This window comes from Mycolicibacterium novocastrense (assembly GCF_001499835.1).
GTDB lineage: Bacteria > Actinomycetota > Actinomycetes > Mycobacteriales > Mycobacteriaceae > Mycobacterium > Mycobacterium novocastrense.
The window spans coordinates 1-844 of the sequence record NZ_LQIH01000061.1; the positions used below are offsets into that span (position 1 = coordinate 1).

At 63.4% G+C, this 844-nt stretch carries 1 protein-coding gene; it reads right to left on the reverse strand.

Annotation, left to right across the window (positions count from 1 at the left end):
• Nucleotides 1–103: 103 nt before the first annotated feature.
• On the reverse strand, nt 104–844 hold a 741-nt coding region (locus AU072_RS24445; protein ID WP_064416160.1), incomplete at its 5' end, for a hypothetical protein.

Genomic DNA, 844 nt, shown 5'->3' on the forward strand with positions numbered 1-844 from the left:
CGGTAGACGTGCCGACTGGCGGGGATCGTGGATTGATCCCCGCCAGTGGCGTTGTGTGGTTGGACTGGCGTTGTGTGGTTGGGCTGGCGTTGTGTGGTTGGACTCAGAACAGGCCGGTGTCGACGGTGGTGCTCACATCGACGTCGGTGTTGACCTGACCGGAGTTGTCAGTCGAGTTGTCCTGCCCGGAGTTGTCGACCGAATTGTCCACCGAGTTGTCCACCGAGTTGTCCTCGATGCTCGTCCCGCCCGAGATACCCCCAGACACGCTGCCGTCGATATCGCCGACGGTGGTCTGGTTACCGCCCACGGTGGTGGTGGTCGTGTCGTTGTCGTTGATCACGATGCCCCCACCCGAACCGCCGGCCCCACCGGTGGCGTTGCCGCCGTCGTTGCCCACACCGATCAGACCGCCGCCGCCGTCACCGCCGACCGCGCCTCCACCGTTGCCTCCACTCATGTCGACATCGTTGATGACCGGGCCCTCGTTGTCGGAGATGATGTCCCCACCGGCGCTCTGATCACCGCTGTCGTCGATCTCGTTGTCCTCGCCGATGTTGACGTTGGAGTCCTCGATATCGCCGGTGTTGACGTTTTCGTTGTCATCGCCGACGACGTTGCCGTCGCCCTCGACGTTGGTGGCATCGATATCGCCGGCGGTGCCGGTGTTGACCACCCCGCCGTCGGTGGCGGTGTTGGTGGTCTTGTCACCGAAGGTGATGTCACCGAACTCCAACCCGAAGTTGCCGATGCCCTGCTGCTGGTCCTCACCGGCATGGTTGACCGTGTTGGTCTCCGGGCTCAAGAACCGGGTGTCGTTGTGGCTGAGCGTGTCGTTGTTGGA